Raw genomic sequence first — 1,892 nt, forward strand, 5'->3', positions numbered from 1 at the left:
GGAACCCACGATCATCACCCTCACGACGAGGACCACGATCGTAACCACCCTCACGCCGCGGACCACGATCACTGTCACGACGAGGACCGTAACCGCCCTCACGCCGCTCACCGGAGCCACCCTCACGACGAGGACCACGGTCGAATCCGCCCTCACGCCGCGGACCACGATCACTGCCCCGGCCGGCGCCATAACCACCCTCACGACGCGGACCACCATCACTGCCCCGGCCGGCGCCGAATCCACCTTCCCGCCGCGGACCGCGATCATCCCGATCCCGGAACGGACGGCGGCCATCGTCATCACGACGCGGACCCCGATCATCCCGATCCCGGAACGAACGCCGCTCACCACCCCGGAACCCACGATCATCACCCTCACGACGAGGACCACGATCGTAACCACCCTCACGCCGCGGACCACGATCACTGTCACGACGAGGACCGTAACCGCCCTCACGCCGCTCACCGGAGCCACCCTCACGGCGAGGGCCGCGGTCGTCTCTGTCCCGGTAGGTACGGCGATCGTCGCCTTCACGGCGCGGACCGCGGGGCTCACGGTAGCCCTCGTCCCGTCGCGGTCCTCTGTCTCCTCGGTTGCCGGAGCGCGACCTGTCGTCGGAACGGAACGGACGGTCGCCTGCGGAGTCGCGCCCGCGAGAGCCGTGGCCGCCGCTCCGGCCGCCTCCGCCGGAGGGCCGGTCTTCGTTGTCTTCGCGGCCGCGCTGTCCGCCGTCCGATCCGTTATCTCTGTTCACTTCTGGTCCATTCGTTGGCTCACCCGGCGGACTCACAACAACGGTCTACCGGGGCTGGTCGCCGCCCGCCCTCGGGCCTGACGCGACGAAGGCCACCTGTGGGGTGGCCCGGTCCTCCCAGCCTAGCAAGGCCTGACACGTCCATGAGCCTGTCGGCAACCCATTTAATGATTGGACCGGAAATCGCCTGGTCGGCGAGACTGTCCACCATGTCACTTCGCTTCCATGAAATAGCCGAGCAGAACCACCGCACGCTCAATCCCTTGACCGACGAAAAGCTGGATCTGCTGGGCCGGATCTGCCGTATCGCTCCCGGTTCCCGGCAACTCGACCTCGCCTGTGGAAAGGGCGAGCTGCTTTCTCGGTGGGCGGCCGATTATGGCGTCCAGGGCGTGGGCGTGGACATCAGCAAGGTATTTCTGGAAGCAGCCAGAGTGCGCGCCGTCGAACTCGGCGTAGCCGATCAAGTCGCTCTGGTGGAAGCCGATGCAGCCACGTACGAAGACACCCCCGAGTCGTTTGACATCGTGTCCTGCATCGGCGCTACCTGGATCGGGAACGGCCTTCAGGGCACACTTTCCCTGATGCGCAGGCATCTGCGCCAGAGCGGCATCGCCTTGGTCGGTGAATGCTTCTGGACAACGCCGCCTCCACAGGAGGCGTACGAGGCGCTCGGCATGGCGAACAGCCTGTTCACGTCGCTGGCCGGCACCGCGGACCGCATCGAGGACTCGGGCTTCGAACTGCTGGAGATGGTGCTGTCCGACCAGGACGGCTGGGACAGGTACGTGGCCAGCCAATGGTGGACCATCAGCGACTGGCTGCGCGACAATCCCGACGATCCCGACGCCCCGGCCCTACGCGATTTCCTCACCAGGGCGCGCCGCTCGCATCTCGAATACGGGCGCCATTATCTGGGCTGGGGAGTTTTCATCATCCGTCCGCAGCTGCTGTGAGTCGGGAACGCAGAAAGGGCCCCGACACAGTCGGAGCCCTTTCTTGAACGATTGTCCGGCGGCGACCTACTCTCCCACACCCTCCCGAGTGCAGTACCATCGGCGCAGAGAAGCTTAACTTCCGGGTTCGGAATGTAACCGGGTGTTTCCTTCCCGCCATAACCGCCGTAACCCCATGA

General features: G+C 65.7%; 2 protein-coding genes and 1 rRNA gene. 1 reads left to right on the top strand and 2 read right to left on the bottom strand.

Annotated features, from left to right (window positions below):
* Nucleotides 1–537: hypothetical protein (locus GUY59_RS46895; RefSeq protein ID WP_201762185.1), on the bottom strand; the 537-nt coding region annotated here is incomplete at its 3' end.
* Nucleotides 538–966: 429 nt separating this feature from the next.
* On the opposite strand from GUY59_RS46895, the gene GUY59_RS46900 reads away from it, so the two are divergent.
* Nucleotides 967–1,713, top strand: a complete 747-nt coding sequence (locus GUY59_RS46900; protein WP_138208396.1) for an SAM-dependent methyltransferase — start codon at nucleotides 967–969, stop codon at nucleotides 1,711–1,713.
* 53 nt (nucleotides 1,714–1,766) lie between these two features.
* Here GUY59_RS46900 and rrf read toward each other — a convergent pair.
* Nucleotides 1,767–1,883: ribosomal RNA gene (gene rrf, locus GUY59_RS46905) — 5S ribosomal RNA — on the bottom strand.
* Between the last annotated feature and the right edge of the window lie 9 nt (nucleotides 1,884–1,892).

The sequence above is a fragment of the Nonomuraea sp. K271 genome (genome assembly GCF_009908215.1).
Taxonomy (GTDB): Bacteria; Actinomycetota; Actinomycetes; order Streptosporangiales; family Streptosporangiaceae; genus Nonomuraea; species Nonomuraea longispora.

Excerpts from the sequence above, each read along its gene's own strand:
- GUY59_RS46900 (WP_138208396.1), top strand. The coding sequence starts at position 967 with ATGTCACTTCGCTTCCATGAAATAGCCGAGCAGAACCACCGCACGCTC.